This window comes from Nibribacter koreensis, assembly GCF_039541795.1.
Lineage (GTDB): Bacteria > Bacteroidota > Bacteroidia > Cytophagales > Hymenobacteraceae > Nibribacter > Nibribacter koreensis.
The window spans coordinates 471,842-495,697 of the sequence record NZ_BAABGX010000001.1; the positions used below are offsets into that span (position 1 = coordinate 471,842).

Annotated in this window: 22 protein-coding genes; 5 read left to right on the plus strand and 17 right to left on the minus strand. The window is 45.4% G+C overall.

Annotated features, from left to right (window positions below; translation table 11 throughout):
- Positions 1 to 7: 7 nt before the first annotated feature.
- From pyrG to ABD880_RS02030, 6 genes are all read right to left on the minus strand, one after another.
- A complete protein-coding gene (gene pyrG, locus ABD880_RS02005; protein ID WP_345161800.1) occupies positions 8 to 1,630 on the minus strand; it encodes a CTP synthase in 1,623 nt (540 codons plus the stop codon).
- 147 nt (positions 1,631 to 1,777) lie between these two features.
- A complete protein-coding gene (locus tag ABD880_RS02010) occupies positions 1,778 to 3,262 on the minus strand; it encodes an early set domain-containing protein (protein WP_345161802.1) in 1,485 nt (494 codons plus the stop codon).
- Positions 3,253 to 4,248, minus strand: a complete 996-nt coding sequence (locus tag ABD880_RS02015) for a pepsin/retropepsin-like aspartic protease family protein (protein WP_345161804.1) — start codon at positions 4,246 to 4,248, stop codon at positions 3,253 to 3,255. The genes ABD880_RS02010 and ABD880_RS02015 overlap by 10 nt, the downstream gene beginning before the upstream one ends.
- A gap of 165 nt (positions 4,249 to 4,413) precedes the next feature.
- A complete protein-coding gene (locus ABD880_RS02020; protein ID WP_345161806.1) occupies positions 4,414 to 5,379 on the minus strand; it encodes an ABC transporter ATP-binding protein in 966 nt (321 codons plus the stop codon).
- Between the two features lie 52 nt (positions 5,380 to 5,431).
- Positions 5,432 to 6,490 (minus strand): transglutaminase domain-containing protein, encoded by a 1,059-nt coding sequence (locus ABD880_RS02025; RefSeq protein WP_345161808.1) that lies wholly within the window; start codon positions 6,488 to 6,490, stop codon positions 5,432 to 5,434.
- Positions 6,491 to 6,615: 125 nt separating this feature from the next.
- Entirely contained in the window at positions 6,616 to 7,641 is a 1,026-nt protein-coding gene (locus tag ABD880_RS02030; RefSeq protein WP_345161810.1) for a threonine aldolase family protein, read from the minus strand.
- Between the two features lie 76 nt (positions 7,642 to 7,717).
- Here ABD880_RS02030 and ABD880_RS02035 point away from each other — a divergent pair, with 76 nt between their 5' ends.
- Complete coding sequence (locus tag ABD880_RS02035; protein ID WP_197464041.1) at positions 7,718 to 7,888, plus strand: hypothetical protein; 171 nt, start codon at positions 7,718 to 7,720, stop codon at positions 7,886 to 7,888.
- 104 nt (positions 7,889 to 7,992) lie between these two features.
- Here the strand turns inward: ABD880_RS02035 and ABD880_RS02040 are convergent, their stop codons facing one another.
- Positions 7,993 to 8,490 carry a metallophosphoesterase family protein gene (locus ABD880_RS02040; RefSeq protein ID WP_345161814.1) on the minus strand — a complete coding sequence of 166 codons (498 nt, stop codon included), beginning with the start codon at positions 8,488 to 8,490 and terminating at the stop codon, positions 7,993 to 7,995.
- A 141-nt stretch (positions 8,491 to 8,631) separates the two neighbouring features.
- Positions 8,632 to 9,267, minus strand: a complete 636-nt coding sequence (gene pyrE, locus ABD880_RS02045) for an orotate phosphoribosyltransferase (RefSeq protein ID WP_345161816.1) — start codon at positions 9,265 to 9,267, stop codon at positions 8,632 to 8,634.
- A 111-nt stretch (positions 9,268 to 9,378) separates the two neighbouring features.
- Here pyrE and ABD880_RS02050 point away from each other — a divergent pair, with 111 nt between their 5' ends.
- Entirely contained in the window at positions 9,379 to 10,062 is a 684-nt protein-coding gene (locus ABD880_RS02050) for an NUDIX hydrolase (protein ID WP_345161818.1), read from the plus strand.
- On the opposite strand, the gene coaD is transcribed toward ABD880_RS02050, so the two are convergent.
- The 7 genes from coaD to ABD880_RS02085 form a co-directional block, all read right to left on the minus strand.
- The gene (coaD, locus tag ABD880_RS02055) at positions 10,019 to 10,495 is read right to left on the minus strand and encodes a pantetheine-phosphate adenylyltransferase (RefSeq protein WP_066510625.1); all 477 of its coding nucleotides are present in this window, start codon (positions 10,493 to 10,495) and stop codon (positions 10,019 to 10,021) included. The two genes, ABD880_RS02050 and coaD, sit on opposite strands and share 44 nt — an antisense overlap.
- A 288-nt stretch (positions 10,496 to 10,783) precedes the next feature.
- Positions 10,784 to 13,891, minus strand: a complete 3,108-nt coding sequence (locus ABD880_RS02060; RefSeq protein WP_345161821.1) for a type I restriction endonuclease subunit R, EcoR124 family — start codon at positions 13,889 to 13,891, stop codon at positions 10,784 to 10,786.
- Positions 13,878 to 15,128: an AAA family ATPase gene (locus ABD880_RS02065; protein ID WP_345161823.1), complete on the minus strand. Its 1,251-nt coding sequence runs from the start codon at positions 15,126 to 15,128 to the stop codon at positions 13,878 to 13,880. Before ABD880_RS02065 ends, ABD880_RS02060 begins: the two co-directional genes overlap by 14 nt.
- A 1-nt stretch (position 15,129) precedes the next feature.
- Positions 15,130 to 16,323, minus strand: a complete 1,194-nt coding sequence (locus ABD880_RS02070) for a restriction endonuclease subunit S (RefSeq protein ID WP_345161825.1) — start codon at positions 16,321 to 16,323, stop codon at positions 15,130 to 15,132.
- Entirely contained in the window at positions 16,320 to 17,867 is a 1,548-nt protein-coding gene (locus ABD880_RS02075; protein ID WP_345161827.1) for a type I restriction-modification system subunit M, read from the minus strand. The genes ABD880_RS02070 and ABD880_RS02075 overlap by 4 nt, the downstream gene beginning before the upstream one ends.
- A gap of 165 nt (positions 17,868 to 18,032) precedes the next feature.
- On the minus strand, positions 18,033 to 18,920 hold the full coding sequence (locus tag ABD880_RS02080; protein WP_345161829.1) for a DUF3822 family protein: 888 nt from the start codon (positions 18,918 to 18,920) through the stop codon (positions 18,033 to 18,035).
- A gap of 171 nt (positions 18,921 to 19,091) precedes the next feature.
- Positions 19,092 to 19,577: an NUDIX domain-containing protein gene (locus ABD880_RS02085; protein WP_345161830.1), complete on the minus strand. Its 486-nt coding sequence runs from the start codon at positions 19,575 to 19,577 to the stop codon at positions 19,092 to 19,094.
- Positions 19,578 to 19,615: 38 nt separating this feature from the next.
- Between ABD880_RS02085 and ABD880_RS02090 the strand changes: the two genes are divergently transcribed.
- The 3 genes from ABD880_RS02090 to ABD880_RS02100 are packed head-to-tail and all read left to right on the plus strand — an operon-like array spanning position 19,616 to position 21,984.
- On the plus strand, positions 19,616 to 20,077 hold the full coding sequence (locus ABD880_RS02090; protein WP_345161832.1) for a PaaI family thioesterase: 462 nt from the start codon (positions 19,616 to 19,618) through the stop codon (positions 20,075 to 20,077).
- Entirely contained in the window at positions 20,074 to 21,501 is a 1,428-nt protein-coding gene (locus ABD880_RS02095) for an ATP-dependent DNA helicase (RefSeq protein ID WP_345161834.1), read from the plus strand. The genes ABD880_RS02090 and ABD880_RS02095 overlap by 4 nt, the downstream gene beginning before the upstream one ends.
- 45 nt (positions 21,502 to 21,546) lie before the next feature.
- Positions 21,547 to 21,984, plus strand: a complete 438-nt coding sequence (locus ABD880_RS02100; RefSeq protein ID WP_345161836.1) for a DUF1573 domain-containing protein — start codon at positions 21,547 to 21,549, stop codon at positions 21,982 to 21,984.
- Positions 21,985 to 22,736: 752 nt separating this feature from the next.
- Here the strand turns inward: ABD880_RS02100 and ABD880_RS02105 are convergent.
- The gene (locus tag ABD880_RS02105) at positions 22,737 to 23,117 is read right to left on the minus strand and encodes a DUF423 domain-containing protein (RefSeq protein WP_345161838.1); all 381 of its coding nucleotides are present in this window, start codon (positions 23,115 to 23,117) and stop codon (positions 22,737 to 22,739) included.
- Positions 23,118 to 23,120: 3 nt separating this feature from the next.
- The gene (locus ABD880_RS02110; protein ID WP_345161840.1) at positions 23,121 to 23,810 is read right to left on the minus strand and encodes a YggS family pyridoxal phosphate-dependent enzyme; all 690 of its coding nucleotides are present in this window, start codon (positions 23,808 to 23,810) and stop codon (positions 23,121 to 23,123) included.
- Positions 23,811 to 23,856: the final 46 nt, after the last annotated feature.

Below are 23,856 nucleotides of genomic sequence, written 5' to 3' on the forward strand. Positions count from 1 at the left end.
AAAAGGGTTACTTGTTTTTGTTTTTGGTGTAGGTGATGGCGGCCTTGATAAAGCGCACAAACAAAGGATGTGGGGTAAGTACCGTGCTTTTCAGTTCTGGATGGTACTGCGCGCCCACAAACCAAGGATGGTTCTGTAATTCAATGACTTCCACTAATCCTGTGTCTGGGTTAATGCCTGAAGCCACCATGCCGGCGGCTTCAAACGCGGCAAGATACTCATTATTGAACTCATAACGATGACGGTGGCGCTCCTGAATGTGTGAGCGGCCGTAAGCCTGGTGCGCTTTAGAGCCTTTCTTAAGGTCACAGGCATAAGAACCCAGGCGCATGGTACCGCCTTTTTGAGTAATGCTTTTCTGCTCTTCCATCATGTCAATGATAGGATGCGGCGTGGCCGGGTCCATCTCAGCGGAGTTGGCGCCTTGCAGACTGAGCACGTTGCGGGCAAACTCTACAGAGGCACACTGCATGCCCAGGCAAATCCCGAAGAACGGAATGTTGTTCTCGCGCACGTACCGGATGGCCTCAATCTTACCCTCAAAGCCACGCTCGCCAAAGCCAGGGGCTACCAATACGCCGTCCACGCCGTGCAAATGATGGTCTACGTTTTCAAAAGAGATAAACTCAGACTGGATGGTTTTCAAATGCACCTTACACTCATTGAAGGCGCCCGCGTGGATGAACGACTCAATGATAGACTTGTAAGCATCTGGCAGCTCCACGTATTTTCCCACCAAAGCAATAGTCACTTCCTCGGTTGGGTTTTTTAAGCGACCCAGGAATTCCTTCCAGGAGTCCAGGTTAGGCTCATGGCCGCCAGAGAGACGTAGTTTTTTCATGACGCGCTCATCCAACTTCTCCTTCTTCATGTGCAGGGGCACATCATAGATGGTTTCGGCGTCCAAGGACTCAATCACTGAGTTGGTGGCCACGTTGCAGAAAAGGGCAATTTTCTTGCGCATCTCTGCTGGGATAGGGTATTCTGAGCGGCACACCAAGATGTCTGGCTGTACGCCGGCCTCCGAAAGGGCCTTCACCGAGTGCTGGGTAGGCTTGGTCTTCAGCTCACCGGCCGCTTTTAAGTAAGGCAGTAAGGTCAGGTGGATGACTACAGAGTCATTGGGGTTGAGGTCCCAGCGCAATTGGCGCACGGCTTCAATAAAGGGCAGGGACTCAATGTCCCCCACGCAACCACCAATCTCAGTAATGACTACGTCAAACTCACCAGACTGGCCCAGCATGAGCATGCGGCGCTTGATCTCGTCGGTGATATGAGGAACTACCTGCACGGTCTTGCCTAAATAAGCACCTTGGCGCTCTTGGGTAATGACGTGGTTATAGATGCGGCCAGTGGTGACGTTGTTGGCTTGCGAAGTAGGCGTGTCTAAGAAGCGTTCGTAGTGGCCCAGATCCAGGTCAGTCTCGGCGCCGTCTTCAGTGACAAAGCATTCGCCGTGCTCATAAGGGTTGAGCGTACCGGGGTCAATGTTGATGTAGGGGTCAAATTTTTGGATTGTTACCCTAAAGCCTCTGGCCTGTAAGAGCTTAGCCAGTGAAGCAGAGATGATGCCTTTTCCAAGAGAGGAGGTGACACCCCCGGTAACAAAAACGTATTTCGCTGAAGCCATAAGTAGTGGTTGTCTTATGGACTGCAAAGTTACTTGAAAATCTTAGACCGGCCTGATAAATATTGAGATTGCCCGTAGAAATACGGACCGAGTGGGTAAGGAGGCCCCATTTTTGGTCTGTTTTCTGGAAAACAGACCAAAAACGAATCAATGGGCGAGTTCTATCCAAATAATGGAGTTGCCGGTCTGGTGCTCATTCTGTTCCCATAGTCTGTTGCCCGGGTCCAGGATCCATTTGCCGTCCACCACAAACTTGTACCGGTTTTTGCCCGCAGGCAGTCTTACAGGTAATTGCCAGGCATTGCCCACCTTGCGCATGGGCCGTGAGCTAGGGTTCCAGTCATTGAAGTCGCCGGCCACAAACACTTCCCTGGCATTGGCGTGCCCTTGTAATGTGAACGTGTGGTTGGGCTGTAAGATTAAATAAGAATTCCCGTCACGTGAATTGCCTGGTGCAGGATTGGCCGGGTCCATCATCCACTTGCCGTCTACAATAAACTTGTACTCATGGGCGCCAGGTCCTAAGGTGTAGGGCAGTTCCCAGCCCGTAGCCGTTTTCTGCATAAACAATTCCTGCTCTCGCCAATCATTGAACGTACCGGCCAAGACCACTCTCTGGGCTTCTTGAAAACCGGCTAGCTTGAAAACATAGGGTATTCCCAGTCTCACTACTGAGTTAAAGTCGCCGTGCTCATTGGGGAGTCGTTCTGGGTTGGCCGCGTCAAGGTACCATTTACCATCAATGATGAATTTGTAAAGATGAGTGCCTTGGTTCAGGTACACGGGGAACTGCCAGCCGGTGGCGGTCTTCGTCATCAGCAAATCACGCTCTCGCCAATTATTGAAGCTTCCTGCCAGGTACACCCTCTTCGCGCTTGGGTGGCCGCTTATCTTGAAGACATGGTTGGGGGCAAAGAAGACCGAGTTGGTGTTGCCCTGCCCGTCATCCTCTCTGGCCAGGTTGTCAGGGTCCAAGCCCCAATTGCCGTCTGTGATGAACTTGTACCAATGCTTGCCAGGCAGTAGTTTAACCTGGGTCACCCAGCCGCTGTCCGTTTTCTGCATTGGCAGGGAGGTAGGCGACCAGTTGTTGAAGGTGCCCGCCAGAAACGCTTTTTTTACCTGATGGCTATTGCGTAGGTAAAAGGTAACCACCGAGTCACGCACCATAAAGGGTGCCTTGTTTTTAAAACGATTGTACCCAAACTGCACATTGGCATTGATGGCCTCAAAGGTTGAATGTGCCTCTGCCTGCCGGCCTGTCATGCGCATTCTATCTGCCGGGTTATTAATGCTCCCGAAGCCCGCCAATCCCTTGCTGATCAAGAATACCTGCTTAGTGGCGTCTCTTTCCACTTGCCATCCCTGGGCTTTTAGTGAATCATCCTGTTGAGAAATAAATAAGCGCTTAAGGGCTACATCTGAAAGGTTGTACTGCACCATGAAACTATCCAAAGTAGCCAGGGGCAGGTTTTGGCTTAGCTCCATCAGCATTTTACCATCCCGCACAGAATACTTCTTCACGTGGGTCTGGGCATGGGCGCCTTGTGGGACTAAAAGGAATCCCAACAGCAGACACGTACCCCAGCGCACCAGTCTCAATAGCAAGGCATGGGTGAGTGTCATTTCCATATGTACATCTTTCTTGTCACAAAATTAAAGCCTATTTTATTCTTGTTGAAGGACAGGAAGTCAAATCCCAGCACGCCTTGAATACAGCCATTGTAAGAAAAGCAGGTGTTCCCCAAATTAGTAATCAGGACGGGCATGGCCCCGATAGCCGTACCACCAAGGGTCAGCTTGTTGGCACTGCCAGAGAGCGCCTCTATCTTTCTGGTGCCCGTTCCATTCACCAAAACACGACCGGTGATGATAACGTTCTCAAAGACCTTGTTGGGCAGGCGGCTGTCCAATAGATTGGTCTCTGCGCCGCAGTCAATGATAAAGTCCAGGTTCTTTCCATCCATCTCCAGCCGGGCCACAATGCGATTGTCATTTAAGCTGATGGGCACGGTCTGATAAGCGCTGGTGTCTGCCAGCAAACTGCTTTTATAGGTCTGGGCCTGCTTTTTGGCAATCTGGTGCACGTACAACAGACTGTTCTCATAGTCTATGATCACCTCGCACTGCCTAAACAGCTCCATTCCCAGCAATCCCAGAATCTTGATGCCCTTGGTGTTTTCAATGTGACCCAGGTCAATTAAATCAGCCTTGGGGCGCACAAATTTCATTTCGCCAAAAACGAAACTTTTGACAATGGTTTTGATGACGGGCGCAGACACACCGGCCACACTGGTTCTTTCAGCGCCTTTGACGGGTATCTTGGGGTAGTCCCGAAAGTAGATGATGTTCAAAACCAGGTGCTGGGCACCAGTGTCTAGGATGAAATTGCCTGCCGTAGTGTCAGCCTTGCCTTGCAGGATGATGAGGTTGCCAGCCCTGGTGAACGGAATGACGCTGGTCACAGAATCAATCCCAGACACCCAAGACGACAGCGTCTTGAAGGATAGGTTGCCTAACGTTATGGCGCCCTCACCGCCACTCACCGGCATAGCATTAGTGCTACCACCCAAGAGGCAGAGCCACCAAACCATCACCAAACTTTTAAGGAGTTTCACTAAGGGTAGAGCAGTATTTGAAAATCTTTGCGCTAAGAAACAAGAATTTCAGGACTTCCCTAAATGTAAGAAGACAAGGAAAAGTAGTAGGGGCAATCCCGTTTTTGGCCTGGTTTGAGTAAAATAGCCTAAAAACGAGTTAGGAAAGTAATAGAAACAAAGCAGTTAAATGAGTACAGACAGAGAAACGACGTCTCCCACGCTAAAATCAGTCTCTGCTACTTTCACGGTCACCAGGCTATGTGGTGTTTGAACCTGCACGTCAAAGTAACTACCATAGAACAGTATCTCAACAATTTTTCCTGTAACACCAGCCAGTTTGGATGACCTAAGCGATATTTTTTCTGGCCGAATGGGATGAGTCTTTTTTTCAGGAGAATCTGTGTCCTGGGCATATAGCTGCTGTAATTCCTGGGTGGTGAAAACATTGTACTCGCCAAACAAACCCGCTACATATTCATCTGTTGGGGTTTGGTAGATTTCTACTGGAGCCCCCTCTTGTACCAGATGTCCATCCTTTAAAACCAAAATCTGATCAGCCCAGGAAAGCGTGTCCAAAGGGTCATGCGACACCAAAATGCAGGTAATTTCCAACTCTTCGCTGATGTTCTGGATGACGGTTTTGAGCGTGTTTTTGTGAATCTTGTCCAGGTTAGAGTAGGGCTCATCCAGCAACAATAGACCGGGTGAGGAGGTAAGCAGTCTGGCTAAGGCAATGCGCTGGCGCTCACCACCCGAGAGCTCATCTGTACGGCGGGCAAGTAAATGCTCAATCTGGCAGATTTCAAACAGCTTGCGGGCCTCTTGTTCACCAATTACGTTGGCGTACCTCAACACTTGCTCCACCCTCAGAAAAGCAGGCAGTTCATACTGCTGAGAGAGGTACGCGATGCCCTCATGACCGGCCACCAGTTTCTCATGCGGACCCAGCACGCGGTCTCCCTCAAAATGCACCATGCCCGTATCCGGTTGGATGAGCCCAGCAATGATTTTTAGCAGCGTGCTTTTTCCGGCGCCCGTCTCTCCGGCAATGGCTATCTTCTGTTTGGGCTGTTGGGTAAAGCTAATATCCCGCAACACCGTGCCCCGCGCATCTACTTTGCCTATGCCGGTTACTTTTAAAAAGGTCATGTAGTTAAATGAGATATTGATTTAGACCCAGTCAAAGCAGGGGCTAGGGTTTTTATTTGGTTACAGCCAGGTTGCTTTTCTGATTTGATTTCTTTTGTAAGGCTTCCAGCTTTTTAATCCTTGCTTTTGTGCTGGCTATGTACTTTTTGCTCTTGGCTAGGTGTTTCTTCTTCTTAGATTTTCTTAAATGGCTTAAGGAGGATGCGTAATAAGAATGAGCCAAGACAGTTCCGCTTAATTTAGCTTCTATGAAAGTGTAAGAGTTTGATAGGTTTAGGAAGTAGGTACCGTGGTTTAAATAGCCTAAGCCCATAGCTAAATGGTTTCTGTCGTTAAACCGAAAGGCATCTGTCGCCATTTTATAATTTCTATGGGCGTCACTCAGTTTAGAATCAGCTGAAATGCTGTCATTAAAAGATTGACAAAAGGTGTCTTTTTTAAGAAGGACTTTAATTTCTTCTTCTGGTTTTTTGAATTCTTTTAGAGAAATAGGGCAGGAGAGTAGTTGCCAGTAAGGCACTGCCGGTAAGTGGTCCAAAATAAACTCTTTGGGGTCTGTGAGGAAGTAGTTGTACCCAATGGTGGTTCCTTTTTGCCGCTTTTCTTTTCTTTCCCAAGTGGCATCTAGGGGGTACCAGACACTATCAATTTTAACAGCATTCCAGCCATGGTCAGACCAGGTAAAGCTTTTCCGTCTCTTAACCTTTTCATTATATTCTCTGGAATAGCCAATTACAATTTCACATTCTAAGCCTGCAATGTCGCACATGGCCTTAAAGAGAGCACTATAGCCTGAACAAATGGCCTTTCTAGTCCTTAGGATGTGTTTGATGGAAGGGCTTGGAATGTTTTTGCGTTTGGCCAGGGCATGGTCATAGCTAAGGTTCTTAACAATCCAGGCGTAAATGCTTCTGGCCTTTTCATGATCAGAAGCATAGGGCTTTACCAGATAATTAGTCAGGCTTATGATGGACTTTCGGTGACTGTCTGGCGTAGCTGCGGCATATTCATCAATATCATAATAGATGATTCTGTCTATGGATTGCGCTTTGCTCTCATGCGCAAAACACCATGCCAGCAAGAAAAGGAATAAGCCGAAAGCTAGTTTCAAAGGAAGTTCAATGGAGGATTGTTATAGAAATGTACTGCCAAATTATGACATCTGCTACCTGAAACTTCCGTTTTTGGCCTGTTTGCCAGAAAACAGGCCAAAAACGGAAGGTGGTATGTAAAAACTTATGCCTGAAAACCGTCCAACACCTCAAACAGCGTCTGCATCATGTCCTCAGAGATATCCAGGTGGGTGACAAACCTGATCAATTGCGGCCCGAAGGAGGTAGCCAGTACTCCGTTCTCCTTCAAATACTCCAGGTATTGGTCCATGTCCACCTCGTCTGCCAGCCTAAAGATGACAATGTTGGTTTCTACGGGAATTACTTCGGCCACGTAGCTGGAGAGAGCCAACTCCTGGGCAATCTGCTTGGCACGGGCATGGTCTTCCTGTAGGCGGTCAAGATTGTTTTGCAGGGCATACAGTCCGGCCGCGGCCAGGTAACCAGCCTGACGCCAGCCACCGCCCAAGGCCTTGCGCACGCGTTTGGCCTTTTCAATAAAGTTTTTCTTGCCTAACAAGACAGACCCTACCGGCGCGCCTAAGCCTTTAGAAAGACAAACTGAGATAGAGTCAAAGTACTTGCCATACTCCAAGGCGCTGTCACCAGAGGCGGCAAGGGCATTGAACACGCGGGCACCGTCCAGGTGCAGGGGAATCCCGTTTTGCTGGCAAACTTCAGCAATTGCCGCAATCTCAGCCAAGGTGTAGTAAGAGCCGCCGCCTTTGTTGCAGGTGTTCTCCAGAGAAACTAAGCTGGTAACCGGGTAGTGGACGTTGTCTGGGTTGATGCCCGCTAAAACCTGTTGCGGCGTAATTTTGCCGCGCACGCCGTCTACCAGATGCACCGAGGCCGCCGAGTGAAACGCAATGCCGCCCACTTCATAGAGGTAGATGTGGCTGGTTTTCTCGCAGATCACCTCAGACAAAGGTTGGGTGTGCATCTTGATGGCAATCTGGTTGGTCATGGTGCCGGTGGGGCAGAAGAGAGCGGCCTCCATGCCAAACAAGCTGGCGCAATAGTCCTGCAGTTCATGGACGGTAGGGTCTTCATTGTACACGTCATCACCCACGGGGGCGCTGAACATGGCCTGCAACATGCCGGGGCTAGGTTTGGTGACCGTGTCGCTTCTTAGGTCTATGGGGTTCATGCGTTTTAATTCAAGTAAGTATTGAGAATGTAAAATTAATGACTTACTTTTGCGATTCAATTTTAAATATTGACCGATGGCAGTTACTAGATTAAAAAGAAAAGACCGTAAGAATAAGGCAAGACAAAACAACAAGCAACGCGTGATCAAGCAGTTGTTGATGGTCCCTGTAATTAAGAATGTTGATATTGAGGAGCTGAAGTCTCGCTTTACCAACGCTCCAGCCCAAACGGCTGCTGCTGAGTAATTTCGCGTTTTTTCGTTCGCCTGCTGCCTTTCGGCAAACACCATAAACAACGCGATTTTTCTGTTCAAGAAATTTAAAGTGTAACCTACCCGGTTACACTTTTTTTATGCCCGCTTGCCCAGCTCTATGGCCTGTAGCTTCTGCACCTTGCCAGCCTCCACCTCAAACCGGAGCATGGTCCTGATTTTATGAAAGCCGTGCTTGCCTGCTGCGCCAGGGTTTAAATGCAACAGATTTCCGTGCTTGGGATCATGCATCACCTTGAGAATGTGCGAGTGCCCGCAGATAAAAAGCCCCGGCGGGTTGGTTTGAATCATAGCCCGTACCTCTGGCGCGTACCTTCCCGGATAACCACCTATATGGGTCATGAGCACGTCCAGTTCGTTGCAATCAAAACGAATATTTTTAGGATGCAAGTGCCTGATGTTTGGGTCGTCAATGTTCCCGTAGACGCCGCGCAAGGGCGCTACCTGAGCCAACCGCTCAGAAACGTCCACACTCCCAAAATCCCCCGCGTGCCAAATCTCATCACACCCTTCCAGCAAAGCAAGAATGCGGTCATCCAGGTAACTATGCGTGTCTGAGAGCAAACCAATCTTCATTGTAATTAATAATTAAGAATAGTGGAATACGCGGAAAGGCGAAGCAATAGCTAATAGGAGATCCGTTTTTGGCCTGTTTTCTAGAAAACAGGCCAAAAACGGCCTAGCATAAAGCTCCAATTATTAATTCTTAATTATTAATTACTTCCACATTTCCGGGGCTTGGCGCCATTGGTTCAAAGTCTCAATGGAGTCTGAGGAGATGTAGTCCTGCTCAGCGGCAATCTTCACCAGGGTGTTGTAGTCACTCAGGCAGAGGGTGGGGATGTTGGCTTGCTGAAAATTCTGCTCGGCTTGCGGAAAGCCGTAAGTAAAGATGGCGGCCATGCCAATGACCTCGCCACCGGCTGTTTGGACGGCTTTGGCGGCTTTTAAAGAGCTTCCGCCGGTAGAGATAAGGTCTTCAATGAGCACTATTTTTTGGCCTTGCTCTAATTTTCCTTCAATTTGATTGCCCATGCCATGGCTTTTTGGTTCGGGGCGTACGTATAAGTACGGCAACTCCAAAAGGTCTGCTACCAGGGCGCCCTGCGCAATACCGGCCGTAGCAACGCCGGCAATGGCCTGCACCTGCGGGAAGCGCTGCTGAATGGCTTGCGCCAAAGCATTTTTTATATAACTGCGTATATGCGGAAAGGAGAGCGTGACGCGATTGTCGCAGTAAATTGGCGAGTTCCAGCCGGAGCTCCACTTAAAAGGTTGCTCTGGGCGCAGGCGTACGGCCTGTGACTCTAGAAGATAGGTGGCTATCTGGGCGGCGGTGTCTGTATGTGGCATGGGCGAAAATAAGCAAAAGGCTTCAGCTTTTCCCCTTGAATGTGCCTTGTACAATGCAAATTTTCTTTCTTATTTTGTGAGCTATCACGCTCTGTCTATAAGCGAACTTACATGAATGTCTTTATCAACGACATCCCACTGATTATTAAAAAGACCAGTGAAAAAATATTTAAGCACCAGTATGATCTGGTGTTGGATAAGGACGATCAATTTACCTCCAAGGACTTGGTAGGCGACGTGCTCTTTAGAGACGTGGACGCTGTGCTCATTGACCGTTTGGTGCGCCTCATGGAGGTGAAGAAGCTCAAGAAGCTGGATTCTATCACGCTGGTCACAGACAAAAAGAAAAAGCTGATTGAGCACCTAAAGGACCAGTTCAAAATCATCAAAGCCGCGGGCGGCTTGGTGGTGAAGGACGGTAAGATTCTCATGATCCACCGCTTAGGCGTGTGGGACCTACCCAAAGGCAAGCTGGACAAAGGCGAGGAAGAGCAATTGGGCGCCCTGCGCGAAGTAGAAGAGGAGTGCAACATTAAAGTGGCCATCACCGGCGAGCTCCCCAATACCTGGCACTCTTACGCGTTCAAAGGCAAGAAAATCCTGAAGAAGACCAGTTGGTTCACCATGCAATGCCTGGACGACACGCTCATGCGTCCGCAAGCAGAAGAATCCATTGAAGAAGTGCGCTTTATGACTCCAGACGAAGTAAAAGCCTTACTCCCAGAGGCTTATACCTCAGTTGAGTTTGTGATCAGGCATTATTTGGCTTCAATGAAGAAAGCTGGAAAGGAATAAAATCCTGCACGTTGCCGCCAAAACGGTGGATCTCCCTGATAATGGAAGAGTTAATGGCCGCCAGGCTAGGCGAGGTGATTAAAAACACCGTCTCCAGTTCTGGGTTCACGTGCCGGTTGGCCTGCGCAATGGTATTCTCATACTCAAAGTCAGTGGTGTTGCGCAAGCCTCTTAACAGGAACTTAGCGCCCACTTCCTTAGCGAAGTCTGCCGTCAATCCTTTATAAGCCTGTACCCACACCTTCGGGTTATCTTTGAAGACGTCCTCAATGATCTGCACCATGTCCTCTACCGGAAAATAGCGGCTCTTGCTGCTGTTATTGCCAATGGAAATGATGATGTTGTCAAACAACTCACAGCCCCGCTGTACCACATCATAATGTCCGTTGGTGAATGGGTCAAAAGAACCAGGGAAGAGGGCGATGCGTTTCATAAAAGGTGCGTGAGTGTAAGTAGGATTGCGAAGATGGCAAATAATTTCTTTGCCGCTTTAGGTTAGAGTGCAGAATATTCTCTGAGATTCGTTTTTGGCTTGTTTTCTGGAAAATAGCCTAAAAATGGAAGCCGTCGCCTAGTTCAATAACTAAAAGCTTTTCACCCCTCTTTGTCATCCTGAAAGGATCTTGTGGGCAAGCTAGATAGACAGTTAATCATCAGTGAAAAGTGGTTAATTACTCTTGGAGAAAAAGAGCGCTATTAGCAATGCTGTTAATTATCTACTTTATACTTGGCCTCCTACACCTTTAAATTTTTCCACGAATGAAGCAATCTTTTGAAAAACGCTCTGCTTCTTTGTCAAATACTGTGGGTTTAAAGGACTCATTTTTGGTAAAAGAGCATTGAGCTCTGTACCATTTTCACTGGCAAATTCACGTTTTAGGGAGGCAGCTATATAGCGTTTGGCTTCCTGCTCATTTAAATTCTCATCTTCAATTAATTCTGTTGCCTCAGTCTTCAATTTGCCTTGTGCATACGCATAGAATGAGTCTAGAATATTCGCTTTATCGTTAATACTATCTAGATTTGTTTCATTGATAAAGTCAACCACTAGACTCTCTTTTGCCCGGTTGCCTATGCTCGCTCTAATAACCCGACGGACTTCTTCTACTAACTCAGCTTTATTCTTTGTCTTCTTATTGTGCTCAAATATTAGTTCAAGAATATAGTCTAGGTTTATTTCCTGTGACTTGAGAAGGTCTATCTCAAAGACTACGTCATCCCAATCAATCTTTGACTTTTCTAACTCTCCTCCTCTTTTCTCTTGTCTTAGCCATTCCCTGATGTCATTGTATGTGGAGCGGTAATCTTGTACGGTTCTCTCCGGTAGCAATTGTATCTCCAGCATAGCCGCTAGTTCGGCATCTGTTTTAAAAGTAGCCTTTTTAAAGACTTCAAGTGCGTTGGGATCTTCTAGTTTTGTCTCTTGAAGAGCTTTAAGCTGGGTAAACTCATCATAGTTCTGGAGGATGTTCTCTACCCGCAGGTACTCACCAAATAGCTTGGCAAACTCTTTCTTGTCTTTTTCCTTTTCAATCTCATCTGGGTTGGGGAATTTTTCCTTCAGTTCGTTTACCACCTCTATGTAGCCTCTGCGGGCTTCGCCGGTGGCCACGTCCGTAAAACCTTCTAGGTATTCTTTGTAGCTCTTTTCAAGGACTACATTCTTCGTGTTACTATCGCCAAAAAGGGTAATGGCTTCTATAGTGGCGGCTTCTAAATCTCTGAAGGTAACCACGTTGCCAAACGTTTTGGTGGCATCATAAATGCGGTTGGTGCGCGAGAAAGCCTGCATTAAACCGTGGTACCGCAGGTTCTTATCTACAAATAGCGTATTGAGGGTAGGGGCATCAAAGCCGGTTAGAAACATGCCCACCACAATTAAGAGGTCTACTTCTTTGCTCTTAACACGTTTGGCAAGGTCACGGTAGTAATTCTGAAACTCTTTGCTATCCACGCCATAGCTGGTTTTAAAATGGGCATTATAGTCGTTAATGGCATTAGTCAAAAATTCTTTGGCACTACTGTCAAGGGCAGATGGTTCAAAAGTTTCATCTAAAATCTCCCCTATTGCATTTTGCTCTTCATTGGCGGCAAAGGAGAAGATGGTTGCAATCTTTAAAGGGTTTTCATTACCTTTCTGTAACCGGTTTAATTCTTCATAATAACATTTGGCAGCATCTACACTGCTCACCGCAAACATGGCGTTAAACCCTTTATTACCGCTTTGGTTCCTATGCGTTTTAAACTTAAAGTTCTGTAAAATGTAGGTAGAAATTTCTTTAATACGAGCAGGGTGAAGCAAAGCGGTTTTATTTTCCGCTGCGCTTAACTTTTGTTCATCTTGCTCTGTTTCTATACCCTTGAACTGAGGCCGTACATCATTATAGTCTACTTTAAATTTTAGAACTTTCTCATCTCTAATTGCATCTGTAATGACATAGGAGTGCAATTCTCGGCCGAAAACACTTGCCGTAGTTTCTGCTCCTAAGGCATTTTGAGGGAATATAGGTGTACCAGTAAAACCGAATTGATAGAACTTTTTAAACTTCTTGTTCAGATTTTTCTGCGCCTCGCCAAACTGGGAACGGTGCGCCTCATCAAAAATGAAGACTACTTGCTTTTGATAAATGGAGAGGTCACTCTCCGTTTTCATGAGGTTATTGAGTTTCTGGATGGTGGTGACAATAATCTTATTATCATCTTTCTCAATATTACGCTTTAACCCCGCGGTGTTTTCTGAGCCGTTCACGCTGTCTGGCGTAAACCGTTGGTATTCTTTCATGGTTTGAAAGTCAAGGTCTTTACGATCTACTACAAAGAATACCTTGTCAATGAAACCAAGTTGGGTGGCTAAGCGGGCAGCCTTAAAACTAGTAAGCGTTTTACCGGACCCGGTGGTGTGCCAAATGAATCCGCCACTTTCTTGGCTTGACCATTTTTTTGATTGGTAAGAACTTTCAATTTTCCATAAGATTCTTTCAGTTGCGGCAATTTGATAGGGCCTCATGATGAGGAGTGTATCACTGATGTCAAATACCGAATAGGTAAGCAGTATTTGCAAGAGGGTGTTCTTCTGGAAAAAAGTGGCTGTAAAGTCTTTCAGGTCTTTGATCAACTTATTATCAGCCTTGGCCCAGTTCATTGTAAAGTCAAAGCTGTTTTTGTTTCGCTCAACGGTGTTGGCAAAATAACGGCTGTCTGTGCCGTTTGAGATAACAAAAATCTGTATGTATTTAAAAAGCGAATCAGAACTATTAAAACTCTCTTTGGTATAGCGGTGCACCTGATTAAACGCCTCTCTAATGGCAACGCCCCGTTTTTTTAGTTCTACCTGCACTAATGGCAAACCGTTTACTAAGATGGTGACATCATACCGGTTAGCGTGCGTGCCCTTTTGTTCAAACTGTGAGATAACTTGTACCTTGTTACGGGTAATGTTCTTCTTGTCAACTAAGTAGATGTTTTGGATATGCCCATCATCAAAGACAAAATCATAAATATAGTTGTCATGTATTTTCCTAGTTTTCTCTAACAGGTTATCACTAGGTTTGTCTAGGTACTCCTCCACATAACGCGCCCATTCACCGTCTGTAAAGGCTACATTATTAAGGTTTTGAAGCTGTGTTCTGGCATTAGCCAGCATGGCCTGGCCAGTAGTTAGGTTGGTTGGGTTTTCATACCCTTGGTTTATTAAATCCTGAATAAACTCCCGTTCCAATGCCGCCTCTGTCTGATAGACAGCCGGCGCCTCATTCACCATTGATTGCTTGGTATATTGGTCAAGAACAATAAAGTTATTTGATTCGGCTATGGGTTTATACAGCTTCATTTTGTTCTATTAATTCTGAGAATTTATAATAACTCTCTAAATAATTTACTAATTCAATTAGCTTATCTCTGTCGTTTTCTTGTACTTCACCATTTTCATCACCTGCATGTGCAGAATGACTTGAAAGGTTCAAAATACGATTAGCAAAAGGGTCTGGTTCACCATTTACAATTGGTAATAATTTTTCCCAATTAGAATACCCCAAAAAAGTAGCAGTTTTCTCTAAAATATTTCTAATAAAATTAAAATGATATTTTTTTATTAGAATAGGATTGTTTTTAGCTTTTTGAATTTCTCTAAAAAGTTGCAAATGATATGAAAAAGGTGTTTTTCTACCTAGCGGATCAAGGCTAAAATTACCATCCGCAAATTTAACAAAACGATACTTTATAGAATTGTCAGAGTGATAAATCCATTTTCCTATACCATTATTTTGTTCACCTCTTATATGTAAAGGATTTTGGATATTGTTATTGAGTTCATTTGAAATGACATTATAAAACAACGGGTTGTGCGTTGTTATTATAAATTTAAGTTCTGATTTGCTGTTTTTTATTAATCTTGAAATGTTAACAGCTAACTCAATAAGATGATTATCATCCAATGAACTTACTGGGTCATCTATGAAAATATATTCTAAATTGTTAAATTGGTTTGTTGCTCGATTAGTTAAATCTGTTTCGTTTAATGTTTCAATCGCCTCTTCTAATAAACTATAAAATACACACCAAATAAAATTACTTTCTTCTGCTTTAGAAATTTTAATATTTGGTAAGCCTTGGTCATCTCCGCTTGTTATTGAAAATGTTACCTCTGAAAATGCTTTAACAACAATATCATTCCCATTTCCATCTTGAAAAGCATACTCTTCATTAAAAACTGGAGTAATTGAATCGTTAGTATAATGCTGAAAATTGGTGACAATTCTATTGTCTAAACCTTGGTCTTTTAAATATTTTAAGGCAAACCCAGTAAAATTGTTAGGTCTTATGATTAACTTTCTAATAGTGTCAGCATCTAAATCATTGTCCCAGTAAAAAAGGTCTTCCGTAAATGCGTTGTAGTAAAGAACTTTTATTCCTGCTTCTTCTCCAACTTCTTCATCTTTTGGAGCAACTAAAAGTCTAAACTCTCGTGAAAGCCTAGTTTTACCAGTGCCATTAAAGGCATAGATTAGCTGTACTTTTTTATCAGTATCTTTAAGTGTTTGTGCTATTTCTGTTAACGACTGTCCCACTTTATGATTCTATATTATTCTTAGGAAAGGTTAGTAATAAGTCACGGTAATATTCATACTGCTTTTTTCGCAACTTTATCTCCTTAGGTATGCCTTCACTAATTGACTTAGTGAGAATACTAAATTTGTCTAAGATTGAAACAATACGTTCTTGTTCTTCAGGCAAAGGGATAGGAATTTTAATTTTTGCTAAATCATCTGCATTTACGCGTCTTACTTTTGAACCTGTTATAAAAGGCCTTTTTTGTTTTTGAAACTGCTCTGTTTGGAAGAAATAAGCGACGTATTTTGGATTTAGATTATGAGTATAAAAACAAGCATCACTGCTAACTGCTATTCCTTCCGCCCCTAACCACGCTACTGATTTACATACATCTTCATCATTTTCACTTGTGGTCGCTATGATTAAATCTCCATATTTAGCCATTCGTGCTTTCTTAGCAAATTCAGCAGAAACAAATGTTTTGGTTTTATCTGTATAAGTGCCATAGTAGGTGTAGATTTGACCGTAATGGATACATCCAACTCCTGTTTCGGTAAAGTCTTTTTTCTGTAATCCACCACCTCGAATAAACTTGCCTAGACTTTCATGCCCCATAGGTAAATACTCTACTTCACCTTCATTAAAGTTCAACAATTGTTCCCTATAGTAATTATACTGCTTTTTGCGAGCTGTAAGCTCTGCTGATAGCTCTGTTATCAGTAAAGCTGTAAGCTCTGTAAAAGCGCTTAGAATACGAACTATTTCTTTTTGTATATGGAGTGGTGGAATTGGGATTAGTTTGTTGCAGTAATTGCTGATCCATTGTCTTTTGTGATCACCATCAACTAATCCACTAGGCAAAGCACTTAACCAATAATAAATATATTTTAACAATGCTTTAGATTCATCTTTTGATGTAATCATTTTCATTGCCGATGATTTAGCTTTAAAGTCAAAGTCTACCCATTTATTGGCAGTAGTAAAATCATCAAAGATTATTACAGGTTTTTCCGATGCTTTATATATGCCATCCGTTTCATCTGTGTATCCGAGAATAAAAGTTTTACCAGCAGTCAAAACGGGAGTTTGGAAATCGGCATTATAGTTTTTTGATGTTACTAAATATTTAGTAGGTTGTTCATAATCGGTAATTTCTCCCAGTGGTTGCCAATCAACCTCAACTCCCTCTAACAATTTCTCTAAATACTTCATACCTCTATATCCTTTATTATCGCATCAATATCAGCACGAAGTACATTTATTTTTTCCACCGTTTTTAAAACCTCATCTTTCAATTCTCCAATATCAAACTTCTCACGGTTATCCTTCGGTTTCACATAGGAGCTAACAGAAAGGTTGTAATCGTTTTGTGCAATTTCATTATTTCCAATAGATTGAGCTACATGCGGCACCTCCGCCTTGCTGTCAAAAATTCCTATGATTTTTTCAATGTGCACATCAGTCAACACATTATTATTAGTGGCTTTTCTGAAAAAATCCTCCCCACTGGCATCAATAAATTGGGTTTTGTTATCAAGCTTATGTTTTGAGAGAACCAAAATTGTCACAGCTATAGAGGTGCCATAAAATAAATTGGGAGGTAAAGAAATGATGGTCTCTACAAAGTTGTTGTCTATCAGATATTTTCTAATTTTTTGTTCGGCACCACCCCGGTAAAAAATACCCGGAAAACATACAATTGCAGCCCGTCCTTTACCAGATAGGTAGCTCAAGGCGTGCAGTACAAAGGCAAAATCTGCTTTTGATTTAGGCGCTAAAACACCAGCAGGTGCAAAACGGTCATCATTGATCAGCGTAGGGTCATCAGAACCAATCCAGTTCACTGAATATGGAGGATTGGACACAATGGCGTCAAAAGGTTTATCATCACCAAAGTGCGGATCTGTAAGTGTATTCCCCAGCGCAATGTTAAACTTGTCATAGTTAATATTATGCAAGAACATGTTCATGCGGGCCAGGTTGTAGGTGGTATGGTTTATCTCCTGCCCAAAGAAACCTTCTTCAATAATATTGTTATCAAAATGCTTTTTGGCTTGCAATAGTAAAGAACCTGATCCTGCAGCTGGATCATAAATTTTGTTGACTGTGATCTGCTTATGCATAGCCAACTGGGCAATGAGCTTAGATACCTGTTGCGGGGTAAAAAACTCACCACCAGACTTGCCCGCATTTGCGGCATAGTTAGAGATAAGGAACTCATACGCATCACCAAAAAGGTCAATCTGGCTGTCTTCAAAATTTCCGAAACTCAATTCTGCCACCCCTTTTAAAACAGACGCTAAACGGCTGTTCTTATTTTCAACCGTATTGCCCAGACGTGTGCTTGTGGTGTCAAAATCTGCGAACAGTCCTTTTATATCTGGTTCAGAAGGATAACCGTTTGCGGAACTCTCAATGGCGTCAAAAATGGTTTTTAAATCTGTGTTAAGATTGGGATTATTATTAGCAGTTTTGGTGACGTTTACAAAGAGTTGGCTAGGGTAGATAAAATACCCTTTAGTTTTAATAGCATCCTCTTTTATTTCTGGAGTAACGACATTATCAGGTAGACTGGCGTAATCAATGCTGTCATCACCACCTTCAATGTAAATAGTAAAGTTTTCACTAATGAACCGGTAGAACAGGGTTCCCAATACAAATTGTTTAAAATCCCACCCGTCTACAGAGCCACGTACATCGTTGGCTATTTTCCATATTTTAGCTTGTAATTCAGCTCGTTGTTGTATGCTGGTCATGTAAAATCTTAATAGCAGTTATTGATTTAATTGTCTGGCAAAATTAGTGCTAGCCAATGGCAAAGGTTTAATTACGCCTATTTTGTAAACCGAGTAAATTGTTCCGGTTAATTGAACTATGGTTTGAAGTGGAGCTGACTGGTTTTTAATAAAAATTGACTTTACCTACTCACAAAAATGCAGGCTGTACATGTCAAAGTTGCGGTGCTCAAACAAGGCGTCAAAGCGGTAGCTGTAACCTACGCCCGTAGGTTTCTTCCCGAACTGCACATGGCGTATGTACTTGCGCAGCACATCAAACAATTCAGAGTGCACTAGCAGTTCTCCCCAGACATAGATGTTGTCTTGGTCAGGGTTCATCTTCTTTTCTTGCAAAACAAACAAAATGTAGTAGATGAAATCTTCCTGTGAGGAGAAGTAGAAGGAATTGCAAAACTCCAGACGGGATTCATGCAATACCACCAGCGTCACGTAGTTTTTATCTACGTACACATACAACTGCGGACGCGTATTGCGCTCGGCCACGTGCAGGAAACCTTCCATGAGGCTGGAGGTCTGGTGCACAAATTCCAGTTCTGAGGTTTGAAAATGACCTTCGGCCCATGCCTGTAGTTTGGTGGGTACGGTAAACACATTGATCAGCTCTAGTCTGGGGTGCGCGTAATCATGGACAATTTCTGTAGAGGTATCCAGTTCAGCGTTGAGTTGTAAGTATTCTTCGCGGGCGTTGACGTCAAAGAGGGTGGCGGGCAGAAGCGTGAACTGCTGGCTTTTGATGGCTATGCGCACCGCCTTCCAAGCCTTCTGTTGCAGAATGGGGCTGGTGGCCGTCAAGGACTCTAAATAGGAGATGGCGCCGTCTACGCTCACCGGTCTACTGGACTCGTAATCCTCCAATGCCACAAACTTGTTGCGTTCTGTGTCCAGCACGCCTAAACGCAGCCGGTGCGCCCCGAAGCAAAAATAAAGGTGGGCGTTGGCAGAGGCAGACACGTCAAAGGCGTCATCTACCACGCGTTGCGATTGCTTGAAAGCGGCGGCGAAGCTATCCAAAAGAAAGGGTGTAGAAGTAATACAAAATAGGAACCGTTCACCGGTTGCCCAAGAAGTACAATAATACAGATTTTACGCCAACCATGCACACCTCTTGGTCAGGGCTCCTCCAATTCTGGATAGCTTTGGAATTAGAGAAGCCTGATTTACAGAGTGAAATTTATGGAGAGACTATTTAGCAAATTCAAACCGAGGGATGTAGAGGTCGTCAATGTTGACCAAGCCGTGCAGGACGGGGTGCAGTTCTTCGGGGTGCATTTTGTACATGTCGCGCACGCTTATGAACCTCACCTCTTCCAACAACTGGGCATCCTGACCGTGCTCAGGGTCATGGCCCAGTTTTAATTCCCCCGAAACCTGTTTTACCTCAAAGAAGAGCTCAATGGCATGGAGGGGAGGTCTCAGGAATTCATGCAGGTATAGAAATCTGCCCACTTCAATGGCGAGACCGGTTTCCTCCTCAAACTCGCGCGTGAGACAGTCTTTCACCTTTTCGCCGTAGTCCAGACCTCCGCCCGGCGGAATCCAAAAGGAGCCCGCGCCAAAGGCGGCCGTATGACGGGCCAGCAATAAAGTGTTGTCTTGTACCAGCAGTCCGCAGACCCTTACGCGCGTTTTATGACTATATGATTCAGCAAGCGGATGAATGTTCTCCATAGGTTGTAGGGCAGTTCCTTTGGCCGTACTTTTGCCAAATGATACAGACGTATAATCCTCAGTACAGAGATACGGTAAAAGAAAAACTTCAGCGGCAATTTTACATGCATTTGTTGGGTTTTGAAATAGACGCTATTGAAGTGGGCAGGGTAGAAGGTACTTTAGCGCTGGAGGAGAAACATAAGCAACATAAAGGCTTTGCGCATGGCGGCGTCACAGCTACGCTGGCAGATATTGTGATGGGCTTTGCCGCGGTGACGCTAGTGCCGGCAGATAACCATGTGGTGACGGTAGACCTGCGCGTATCCTATTTAAACCCCGGTTTAGGCACCAAATTGATAGCCAAGGGATGGGTGATTAAACAAGGCCGCAAGTTGAACTTTTGTGAGGCCGAAATCTTTTCAGAAGGGGAGCAGGGCCAGCAGGTTCTCATTGCCAAAGCCTCGGCCACCATGGCTACCTTGCACCCCGAAGACGCCAAACCACAAAACCCCGCATGACCCCCGCAGAAGCCTTACGCAAGAGCTTTCCCTTTGAACCCACCGCTGACCAGGTGGCCCTATTCCAGAAGCTGGAGCAGTTCATTCTGCGCAAAACCGGCCTCAAGGAAGTCTTCATGCTCAAAGGATTTGCCGGTACGGGTAAAACCACCGTGGTAAGCGCCCTGGTTAAAATCCTGAACAAGTTTGGCTACAAGTACGTGCTGTTGGCGCCCACCGGTAGAGCCGCCAAAGTAATGGCTACTTACACGGGCAAACAGGCTTCCACCATCCACAAGAAGATATACAAGCAGACGGCTAACGCCTATTCAGACGGGTTGTCGTTCACCCGCCAACCCAACAAGCAGGAGAATGTGCTCTACATAGTAGATGAGGCTTCTATGATCTCAGATGAGAAAGCCTTCGGGGACAACGGCCTCTTGCAGGATTTGATGGCCTACATCTTTGAGCACACCAACAATAAACTGCTCTTGATAGGCGACACCGCCCAGTTACCGCCGGTGAACCAGACCATCAGCCCGTCGCTGGATCCTGCCTACCTGCAAAATAACTTCCAGGTACACGTGCACCAGATGGAAATGCGCCAGGTGATGCGCCAGGCTGAGGAATCTGGCATCTTAATGAACGCCACCCGAATGCGGAACGAGCTCATCAAGGAACAGCCCGAACTGAGCTTCAGGACCAAAGGCTACCGCGACATCTTTGCCATGACCGGCGAGAAGTTGGAGGACGGCTTGCGCTATGCTTATGAGAAGTTCGGGATTGAGAACACCACCGTCATCTGTCGTTCCAACAAAACCGCCAACCTTTACAACCAGCACATACGCCGTCAGATCTTCTTCCATGAAGACGAAATTAGCGCCGGCGACTACCTCATGATTGTGCGCAACAACTACGGCTGGTTGCCCAAAGACTCCAGCATAGGCTTCATGGCCAACGGCGATTTCGTGGAGATTACCAAAATCATCCGGTATGAGGAGATGTACAACATGCGCTTTGCCGATGTGCAGATAAAGTTTGTGGACTATCCGCAGGAAGAGGAGCTTGAAATAAAAATCATGCTAGACACCCTGCACTCAGAGACGCCCGCCCTTCCCGCCGACAAGAACAAGCAACTTTACGCCGAGGTTCTGCTTGATTACCAGCATATCAAAAGCAAACGCCAGCGCACGATAGAGATGAAGCAGGACAAGTATCTAAACGCTCTGCAGGTAAAGTTTGCCTACGCCTTGACCTGCCACAAAGCGCAGGGTGGCCAATGGCAGGCAGTATTTGTGGATCACGGGTACCTGAAAGAGGACTTGGTGAACCAGGAATTCGCGCGCTGGCTCTACACGGCCACCACCCGTGCCTCAGAGCAGTTGTTTCTGGTGAACTTTAACTCTAAATTGCTGGAAGGCGCTCCTATTGAGGTGGAGGAATAATAATTGCCGTTTTAGAGCAGTTTGTAAAAAGTAAAAAATGTACATATGAAAAAGATATTATTTGGGATTCTATTCTTGTTTTTAGGAAGCACTGCGGCCATGGCTCAGACTACGCAAGACAGTACATTCATAGAAGTTATTGCACCAGCTCCACCTATTCCTGCTGGGCCCTCCATCTTGTTTGCAGAGGAGAAGCATGATTTTGGGACCATCAAGCAAGGCGAAGTAGTGGAATACACCTTCAAGTTCACCAACAACGGGTCTAAGCCTTTGATGATTTCTAATGTGCGCACCACCTGTGGCTGTACCGTTCCTACCTGGCCAAAAGCGCCAATTCAGCCGGGTCAGTCCGCTGATATTACTGCGCGATTTAACAGCGCTGGTAAGATGGGCAAGCAAAATAAGGTCATCACCATTGACTCCAACGCTCTGCAGGGCACTACGCAGGTAATCATTGCTACCACTATTGTAGCCGCTCAGTAATCCGTTTTCGGGCTAATTCCCAGAAAATAACGTAAAAACGCCTCTCTTGCTCAAAGCAGGAGAGGCGTTTTTGCGTTGGTAAGGTTGATTACAGAAGTTTGATTGATTCTTTCCTTATGGCGCAAGCGTCCGCTTGTGTCCGCATGCATATGTGATTCCTTTTTTCCGCAAGTTTTTAATCTGCGGGTAGCATGATTGAGGATTATAACTTCCGGCTTTTTTGGTTTTAATTAAATCCTGGCCGGTGTATTATAGCTCTTTCTGATTAACTGGCTCTTTCGGATTTATCAATCCGAAAGTTATTTGTCGGGGATTTACCAATCCCCGGTTCCCTGTTTTCTCATACGTTCACAAAGGGGATTGATAAATCCCCGACAGAGAGATTCGGGATTGATAAATCCCGAATAGCAGGGTATTAGGTGGTAATTAAAAGTAGAAACCTTAATGGAATCGCGTGCTTCAAACCAACCCATTTTTTGGGGTAGAGACAATGGCACTGCCTTGTCTCCACGCGCATATAGGATCACCAACGCGGGCGGACACAAGCGGACGCTTGCGCCATGGTAGCCAGTTTTTACATTTATCACAACCTAGGATTAATGATTTGGCACACGTAGTTGGTCTGTAACGAGCCGTGCGTTTTTGGCTTGTTTTATGGAAATCAAGCCAAAAACGAAGTTCTTTCTAAGCTCAACAATCAACCATCACTATCAGCTACCTACACCAAGCCATCAGCAATCAACAACCAGCAATTATAGATTCTTTGCCAGAACCCACACTAGATTTACCCAGCCGATGATGAAAAACAGGCCACCGATGGGGGTGATGGCGCCCAGCCACGTGATGCCCGTGAGGCTGAGAACATACAGGCTGCCAGAGAAAATGAGGATGCCAACTAAAAAGCAGATGCCCGTCAATTTCAGACCCGTGATAGCTGGGAATTGCGCCATGAGAAGTCCAACCAGTAACAAGCCCAGGGCATGGTACATCTGGTACTTGACGGCGGTCTCAAAGGTATCGGCGCGGTTGGTGGCGGCTAGAACGGCTTTTAAACCGTGCGCGCCAAAGGCCCCAATCATGACGCCCAAGCCACTGATCAAAGCGCCCAGTATAAGGATGATTTTAGGTGACATAATTTATTGGTTAGAAGGAGATGGATAATTTCTTTGGCCAAAGATGGCACTGCCTACGCGTACCATGGTACTGCCTTCAGCAATAGCCAATTGGTAGTCAGAGCTCATGCCCATGGAGATTTCTTTGAAGTAGTCAGCATCTTTAAAAAACTCCTGATGCAAAGTGTCAAAGATGCGCTTAAGTAACCTGAATTCCTTCTGCAGTTCCTCGTCAGAATCTGTGTTGGTGGCCACGCCCATCACCCCGCAAATGCGCACATTCTGCAAGGCTTTAAATTCAGGGGACCGCAACATCTGCTGGGCTTCTTCTAAGGACAAGCCGTACTTGGTTTCCTCTTCGGCTATGTAAAACTGCAAAAGACAGTCTAACACGCGGTCATATTTGAGCGCCTGCTTGTTGATTTCCTGCAAGAGCTTAAAGCTGTCCACTGACTGTATCAAGTGCACGAAGGGCGCGATGTACTTGACCTTGTTGGTTTGCAGGTGACCAATCATGTGCCACTGGATATCTTCTGGCAAGGAAGGCTGCTTCTCCATCATTTCCTGTACCTTGTTCTCCCCAAAGGCCCGCTGCCCGGCGGCATAGGCCTCCCTGATCAAGGCTACCGGATGCGTCTTAGAAACGGCTATCAATTGACAGTTTGATCCGGTCAGTCTATTGTTAAATTCCTGAATGCTTTCTTGGATGGACATTTTTATGAGATGTTAGATATTAGACGTTAAATACTAGATTATAAAA

Excerpts from the sequence above, each read along its gene's own strand:
- ABD880_RS02040 (WP_345161814.1), bottom strand. The coding sequence starts at position 8,490 with ATGAAGATTGGTTTGCTCTCAGACACGCATAGTTACCTGGATGACCGC.
- ABD880_RS02100 (WP_345161836.1), top strand. The coding sequence starts at position 21,547 with ATGAAAAAGATATTATTTGGGATTCTATTCTTGTTTTTAGGAAGCACT.
- ABD880_RS02050 (WP_345161818.1), top strand. The coding sequence starts at position 9,379 with ATGAATGTCTTTATCAACGACATCCCACTGATTATTAAAAAGACCAGT.
- ABD880_RS02030 (WP_345161810.1), bottom strand. The coding sequence starts at position 7,641 with ATGAACCCCATAGACCTAAGAAGCGACACGGTCACCAAACCTAGCCCC.
- ABD880_RS02090 (WP_345161832.1), top strand. The coding sequence starts at position 19,616 with ATGATACAGACGTATAATCCTCAGTACAGAGATACGGTAAAAGAAAAA.
- ABD880_RS02075 (WP_345161827.1), bottom strand. The coding sequence starts at position 17,867 with ATGACCAGCATACAACAACGAGCTGAATTACAAGCTAAAATATGGAAA.
- ABD880_RS02070 (WP_345161825.1), bottom strand. The coding sequence starts at position 16,323 with ATGAAGTATTTAGAGAAATTGTTAGAGGGAGTTGAGGTTGATTGGCAA.
- ABD880_RS02020 (WP_345161806.1), bottom strand. The coding sequence starts at position 5,379 with ATGACCTTTTTAAAAGTAACCGGCATAGGCAAAGTAGATGCGCGGGGC.
- ABD880_RS02010 (WP_345161802.1), bottom strand. The coding sequence starts at position 3,262 with ATGGAAATGACACTCACCCATGCCTTGCTATTGAGACTGGTGCGCTGG.
- ABD880_RS02095 (WP_345161834.1), top strand. The coding sequence starts at position 20,074 with ATGACCCCCGCAGAAGCCTTACGCAAGAGCTTTCCCTTTGAACCCACC.
- ABD880_RS02110 (WP_345161840.1), bottom strand. The coding sequence starts at position 23,810 with ATGTCCATCCAAGAAAGCATTCAGGAATTTAACAATAGACTGACCGGA.
- coaD (WP_066510625.1), bottom strand. The coding sequence starts at position 10,495 with ATGAAACGCATCGCCCTCTTCCCTGGTTCTTTTGACCCATTCACCAAC.
- ABD880_RS02085 (WP_345161830.1), bottom strand. The coding sequence starts at position 19,577 with ATGGAGAACATTCATCCGCTTGCTGAATCATATAGTCATAAAACGCGC.
- pyrG (WP_345161800.1), bottom strand. The coding sequence starts at position 1,630 with ATGGCTTCAGCGAAATACGTTTTTGTTACCGGGGGTGTCACCTCCTCT.
- ABD880_RS02105 (WP_345161838.1), bottom strand. The coding sequence starts at position 23,117 with ATGTCACCTAAAATCATCCTTATACTGGGCGCTTTGATCAGTGGCTTG.
- ABD880_RS02035 (WP_197464041.1), top strand. The coding sequence starts at position 7,718 with ATGGCAGTTACTAGATTAAAAAGAAAAGACCGTAAGAATAAGGCAAGA.
- pyrE (WP_345161816.1), bottom strand. The coding sequence starts at position 9,267 with ATGCCACATACAGACACCGCCGCCCAGATAGCCACCTATCTTCTAGAG.
- ABD880_RS02060 (WP_345161821.1), bottom strand. The coding sequence starts at position 13,891 with ATGAAGCTGTATAAACCCATAGCCGAATCAAATAACTTTATTGTTCTT.